5 protein-coding genes are annotated in these 6,574 nt (G+C 49.3%); 2 read left to right on the forward strand and 3 right to left on the reverse strand.

Features of this window, described 5'->3' with window-relative positions:
• Positions 1-177 precede the first annotated feature (177 nt).
• Positions 178-1,488 carry a short-chain fatty acid transporter gene (locus C2M29_RS04575; RefSeq protein WP_105188602.1) on the forward strand — a complete coding sequence of 437 codons (1,311 nt, stop codon included), beginning with the start codon at positions 178-180 and terminating at the stop codon, positions 1,486-1,488.
• Between the two features lie 214 nt (positions 1,489-1,702).
• Complete coding sequence (locus tag C2M29_RS04580) at positions 1,703-2,416, forward strand: response regulator transcription factor (protein ID WP_105188603.1); 714 nt, start codon at positions 1,703-1,705, stop codon at positions 2,414-2,416.
• On the opposite strand, the gene C2M29_RS04585 is transcribed toward C2M29_RS04580, so the two are convergent.
• The 3 genes from C2M29_RS04585 to C2M29_RS04595 form a co-directional block, all read right to left on the reverse strand.
• A complete protein-coding gene (locus C2M29_RS04585; RefSeq protein WP_105188604.1) occupies positions 2,413-4,089 on the reverse strand; it encodes a tetratricopeptide repeat protein in 1,677 nt (558 codons plus the stop codon). The two genes, C2M29_RS04580 and C2M29_RS04585, sit on opposite strands and share 4 nt — an antisense overlap.
• A gap of 63 nt (positions 4,090-4,152) precedes the next feature.
• Positions 4,153-5,658, reverse strand: a complete 1,506-nt coding sequence (locus tag C2M29_RS04590; protein ID WP_105188605.1) for a YifB family Mg chelatase-like AAA ATPase — start codon at positions 5,656-5,658, stop codon at positions 4,153-4,155.
• Between the two features lie 34 nt (positions 5,659-5,692).
• Positions 5,693-6,307 carry a trimeric intracellular cation channel family protein gene (locus C2M29_RS04595; RefSeq protein WP_105188606.1) on the reverse strand — a complete coding sequence of 205 codons (615 nt, stop codon included), beginning with the start codon at positions 6,305-6,307 and terminating at the stop codon, positions 5,693-5,695.
• Between the last annotated feature and the right edge of the window lie 267 nt (positions 6,308-6,574).

The raw sequence follows: 6,574 nt of genomic DNA on the forward strand, positions 1-6,574 counted from the left end.
CAATAATCAGGCCAACTTTTTATACTTTACTTTCAATAAGTTAAAGCTCAGGCCGTTTTGTAATTCCATTAACTTTAGCCTATCATGCTAAAGTTTAGTCTTTTTAACATTACCCTATATATGTTAAGAGAGTAACAGTTAAAACGATAATATTTAAAACCAAATAGTTGCACACCTATGCTCGCCAAAATTGCTAAACCCATCGCCAAACTTACCGACAAATACATGCCAGACCCACTGCTGATCGTGATGCTGTTAACCCTGGTCAGTTTTATACTCGCTCTGCTAAGCAGTGATCATTCACCACTCACCCTGGTGCAGATGTGGGGGGGCGGCATCAGCAACCTTTTTACCTTTGCCATGCAGATGCTGCTGGTTTTGGTATGCGGCTACCTGCTGGCGACGACACCTAGTGTTGAGCGTGGTTTAAACTTTGTCGCCCGACGCCTGAATACGCCGGGCAAGGCGGTGGTCGTCACCACTTTAGTAGCTCTGCTGGCCAGTTGGCTTAACTGGGGTTTTGGCTTGGTTGTCGGCGCCCTGTTTGCCAAGGCGGTGGCACGCTTTTGTCGCGTCGACTACCGAGTCTTGGTAGCCAGTGCCTATTCCGGCTTTATTATTTGGCACGGGGGTCTATCCGGCTCAATACCACTGACCATAGCCACCCCTGGGCATTTTGCCGAGCAACAAATTGGCCTGATTGACACCTCGCAAACCTTGTTCTCGACACTGAATCTGGCATTGGTCATAGGCTTGGCGATCATTTTGCCCGTGCTTAATTACTGGCTGCTTCCTAAGCCGCAAGATGCGGTGTATGTCGATACTGAGCAACTGAAAACCAATAATGATATGGCACCACAAAACGTATCTGGCAACCGCTTAGAGCAGGCCCGCTGGCCCACGGCAACCTTAGGTATACTAGGTCTGGTTTATTTGGGCAGCAGCTTTTATACGGGCGAGCAAGGCCTGAACCTCAACACCATAATCGCCCTGTTTCTGTTTTTTGCGCTGCTGTTGCAGCCTAACACCAGTGCGCTGATTACCCAGCTCAATAATGCGGTACGCAGCGGCAGCGGCATTGTGATTCAGTTTCCGTTTTACGCCGGTTTGATGGCACTGATGAGCCAAAGCGGCTTGGCCAAAGATATCTCTGAACTGTTTATCGCTCTCTCCGATAGCAGCACGCTGCCTATTTGGAGCTTTCTCAGTGCCGGCCTGGTCAATATATTCGTTCCCTCTGGAGGAGGCCAGTGGGCGGTACAAGCACCTTTACTGTTACCCGCAGCTCAGGCCCTTGAAGTGCCCGTATCATCGGTGGCCTTGGCCGTGTCTTGGGGCGATGCCTGGACTAACTTGATCCAGCCATTTTGGGCTATTCCTGTACTGGCCATTGCTGGTTTAAAGGCCAAAGATATTATGGGCTTTTGCCTGATCCAATTGCTCGCCAGTGGCCTGTATATCATCTTGCTGTTAGCCTTACTCGCTTGATGGCTCACCGGAGCTAAAATAGGCGCCAGCAATATGAGATGGGGGATAATTTACGGGACATACTCAGTACCCAAATATTTTTACTGCTTGCTCACCATTGATAGCGTGCCTCAGGGCTTTAACGTTAATAGTTGGCAGTGAGGCCATTACACTATAAAGTTGGGGGGTGAAAACTGTCACCTATTTAGGTCAATAATACGCTAGGTAAAACCATATGCCCGTTCATGTGTTACTTGTTGAAAACGATGAGCTGCTTGTTAAGCGCATCGAAAGTCATTTTGCCAATACCGAGTTCTGCATCCATGTTGATAGCACAGGAGCGCAAGCATTGGCGTTGGCGCAAGCTTCACAGGCCGATACCCAACAAGCGATTGAATTAGCCATAGTCGATATTGTCTTACCCGAAAAAGATGGCCTTACCCTAGCCCGGGAGCTAAGTACCCTCACCGAGATGGGTGTGATTATGCTCTCGAGTCGAGACTCGCAATCGGATCGCATCGCCGGTCTGGCACAAGGAGCCGATGATTATATTTGTAAGCCCGTTGATTTACTTGAGCTCGAACTGCGTATGCGCGCCGTTTACAAACGCCTGCATGGCGCCGCGAGTCAGGCCAACGATAGCATCGAATATATCGAGTATGCGGATTTCAAACTGCATCCGGATAACCGCACCCTGATCACCGCCGGCAATGAAGAGCTACGCCTCACCGAGGCTGAGCACAAGGTATTAATTTGTTTAATTGCAAATGCCGGCAAGGCCACGTCGCGAGAAAAGGTGTCCGAGGAAATAGGGCAACCGGACTGGAGCCCTACGGATCGCACGGTGGATGTGCTTATTGGTCGCCTGCGTAAAAAACTGGGTGATGAAAAAGAGCAAAAGCGCATTGTCACGGTGCGTGGCAAAGGCTATATGCTCTCCTCGAGTTAAAACAGGATATTCCCCTGCTGATAGGCTGCTAGCGACTGCTGAAATGGCGCCTGATCAAAAGCCTGCTCATTGGCCTCACTTAACGCCTGTTGTTGATAATCAACGGCCTCTTCAAAGTTACCTAATTTAGCGTGCGCCGCAGCCAAGTATGCATAAGCAAGGGGGTGGTCATTTTCATCGGCCACTTCCTCGGCTAACTCAATGGCCTTTTCCAACTCACTGCCATTATCGGAATAACGTACATACCAACCAGCCAGCTTACGCTTGGCGATTAAGTTACCCTGCGCCGCCGCTCTTTCTAACCAATACTTAGCCTGATTCGCATGCACCGTAGCACCATCGGCTTTAGCCAATAAACATTTGCCCAGTTGTAATTGTGCACGACTGTGATCCTGCTTCGCCGCCAGAGTCAGTAGACGTATATTACAGTTCACCCCCAGTTGAAAGAGGGTATCACTGTGCCCGCCCATGGCCGCCTTCTGCTGCCAATAGCGCCATTGTTGCATCTTTTCTTTGTTGATCAGTGGCTTCACCTCAACGTAGGCAACAATTTGGTCGTTCAAATACTCTGGATTAGTGACCTGATTATTATAGAAAAACTGCACATAGTACCAGTTCTCGTCATTGAGCTCTCCCTGGGCAGGACTGAGTTGCCATTGCTGCATTAGCTTTTCAGCCTTTTTGCGCAACACCTTGGGGATTTTAACCTGTTCATACGGCTGCTTATGAACCACCTTGCCCTCAGTATTGAGGTTAACCAGGTAGGAAAAATTAAAGGTGCTGGTCTCGAGCTTGGTCTGCTTGGTAAATTCTGGCTGCGTAATGCTGCTATAGCTTATTTCCGGTGCTACAACCGGGATGGCCTTAACACCGCCGTCAATGGCATGATATTGAGGCTGATCATCCAACAGTTTTAATACCGTGGCTAACTCTGCCTGGGCATTAACGTCATCTCTTTTAGCTTGCAGCAATAACTGCTGTGCCCTGGCCTGGAGCTTCTGACTCACTTCACTATCCTGGGCACCGGCAAAAACGCCGCGAATAATGGCGTTATTAAATTTTTTATCGGCGGCAACAAAACGCGTCTGGCGCAGTTTTTCGGCAATACTTTGACCAAACTCAGGTGCAGGATAGGAATTGAGTAAAATCAGATCCCTCGGCACACCATTTTTATCTATATCGAAAAGATAACTGGCCAGACCCGGCACCCCGTCGCTGTGTAAGGCGTCGGGGTAAACAGTTGCGGGGTTGACGGTTTTCTCACGAGTCGGGTTATAGGTAAGGGTGCGGCTTATTTCATAGTTGATGCTCTGACTACCGGATTTACCGTAACGAGCGATAAGTTCAGCGGCCAGCGTTTTAGCCTTAGCCAACTGTGACTTATCTAAGCGTCGAGCCACCGACTTTCGGGCTTGCTCGGCCATTTTAAAGCCATTGTCTATGGCTACTGAGAAGTAACCATAAGCCTTAATTGGATCGGCTTTCACCCCTTGTCCACGCAGGTACTGCACCGCAAGGTTAAACTGACTACGGCCATCGCCAAGCTCGGCGGTTTGCTCAAACAAGGTAAAGGCTTTTTGGTACTGTTGGTCAAGGTAAAAGGACATGGCATCGCTGGCATTTGCCAGGCAAAGTTGAGGTAACAGCGCGGCCGCAAAAATCCACTTTTTCATTGAACACTCCAATAAGGCTAATCTAACAATGTTAACAGGTGGTAAATACAGGTGCAACGGCAATTACCCCAGCGCCGCCACCATGCGTTCAAAGGCACGATAACTTAGAGCTTCTTTAATAGCGGCTTGAGAAATTTCGGTCTCACCGGCGAGATCGGCTATGGTCCGTGCGACCTTAATAATGCGCTGGTGCGAGCGTGGCGACAACTGAAACTGTTCGCTGGCAGCACCAAGGTAATCACGACAAAGGGAAGTTAATGAACAGTGGATATGCAACTCCTGAACCGAGAGTAAGGCATTGGCTTTTCCCTGACGTTGTTGTTGCCTCTGCCATGCTATGGCAACACGTGAGCGAATAGTCGCGCTGTCTTCTTCGGCTTGTGGCGATAGCAGCTGAGCACTGGGAATGCGAGGTAGTTCAATCTGTAGGTCAATGCGATCGATAAAGGGGCCCGAGATCCGCGCTAAGTATCGCATTACCTGATCGGGCGTTGCGCGCTTATCACTATGGTGCCCGGTAGGACTGGGGTTTAGTGCGGCAATCAGCTGAAAGCGAGCGGGAAAATCCACCTGCTGGGCGGCCCGGGAAATCGTCACCTTACCGGTTTCCATCGGCTCCCTTAGGCTATCTATGACCTTACGCTCAAATTCGGGTAGTTCATCCAAGAATAAGACGCCATTATGCGCAAGGGATATCTCCCCCGGTTTTGGTTTCGACGAGCCGCCAACCAGAGCGACCGCAGAGCAGGTATGATGGGGGCTACGAAAAGGCCGCTGCAGCCATTTGCTGGCATCAATGGCCTTTCCCGAGACCGAATACACGGCGGCGGTCTCCAGAGCTTGCTGTGTGGACATTTGCGGCAAAATCGTTGCAAATCGTTGTGCCAGCATGGACTTACCGGTGCCGGGCGGACCGCTAAACAGTACGTTATGCCCACCCGCTGCGGCAATTTCTAATACTCGCTTAGCCATTGCCTGTCCCTTTACATCACTGAAGTCAACGCTAGCAGACGTCGTTCGCTGTTCAATGGGGAGGGGGGTAACCAGGTCTAGTTCCTGCTGCCCAGATAGATCATGCCAAACTTGCTGTAATGAATGGGCACACTTGACCTTGGCACTGTCGATTAACGCCGCTTCGTCTTGATTCTCTGCACTGAGGTAAACTAAGCGCTTGGCCTTGTTGGCGGCTAACACCGAAGGGATAACCCCACGAATGGGCCTTAGCTGGCCATCAAGGCCAAGCTCGGCGAGCAGCTCTACCTCAGCAAGATTAGCAAACTTAAGTTGCTCGGAGGCGATAAGTATACCCACGGCGATAGCGAGATCGTAGCGCCCACCTTCCTTTGGTAGGTCGGCTGGAGCAAGATTGACGACGATACGTTGACTTGGAAATATAAAATGGCCATTCTCAATGGCACTGCGTACCCTGTCTTTAGCTTCCTTTACCGAAGTTTCAGGTAAACCAACGATATTGAAACTGGGAAGACCGGAGCCGAGATAGACCTCAACACGAACCTCAATGGCTTCGATACCGATTTGTTCACGGGTATATACTTGCGCTAAAGACACATCCCTGTCTCCTTGCCTGACTTATTACTTAAGTCTAGCTAGGATATCGAAAAACGTATAAACCTAGATTCCAACGAATGGCGATTAGTCGTACCAACAAGGTCGCGGCGCCTCCCAGCCACATGGCCAGCTGCGGGTTAATATCCAGGTGCAACAGTAAGATATATAGACCAGCCCCGACAACGCAAGCAATGGCGTACAAAGGCCCTTTTAACAACATGGGGACCTCCCCGGCTAAAACATCGCGGATAACACCGCCAAAGCACCCGGTCAAAACCGCCATTATCACCGCGGTCATTGCTGGTACACCTATTTCCAGCGCTTTCTGAGCACCCATAATGGCAAAAAAGGCTATCCCTAAGGCGTCGGCTACTTGTAAGAAATAATGAGGAAAACTTTGCTTGTAATTAAGCCACATTATGGTGATAAAAACCGTGACTAATATGGTGATAAAGTAACTGGTATCATGCACCCAAAACACCGGCACATCTAAGATTATATCACGCAGGGTACCACCACCTATGGCAGTCACGGCCGCTAAGATGATCACCCCAAAACCATCCATGCTCTTTTCATGAGCCAAAAGCGTACCTGAAATGGCAAAAACGGCTACACCTAACAGATCAAACCAATGATAAAGCTCATACATAGTCGCGGCTCATGGGTAAAAACTCTTTGTAACATAAGCATAAAAGTACTGGCAACCTTGTTTGGGCAAGGCTTTTCGGTAATGGTGCTTAATCACTCGGAGTAACAAAGAAACTTCACTGTAGATTAAACTGGAGTCAGTACGAAGAGGTTACAAGCAATTTTTTAAGTTACAAACGCAAAAAACCCGCTGCATTGCTGCAACGGGTTTCTTTAATAAGGCCCTGACGATGTTCTACTTTCACATGGCAAATGCCACACTATCATC

It is taken from the genome of Pseudoalteromonas sp. T1lg48 (assembly GCF_002964785.1).
GTDB lineage: Bacteria > Pseudomonadota > Gammaproteobacteria > Enterobacterales > Alteromonadaceae > Pseudoalteromonas.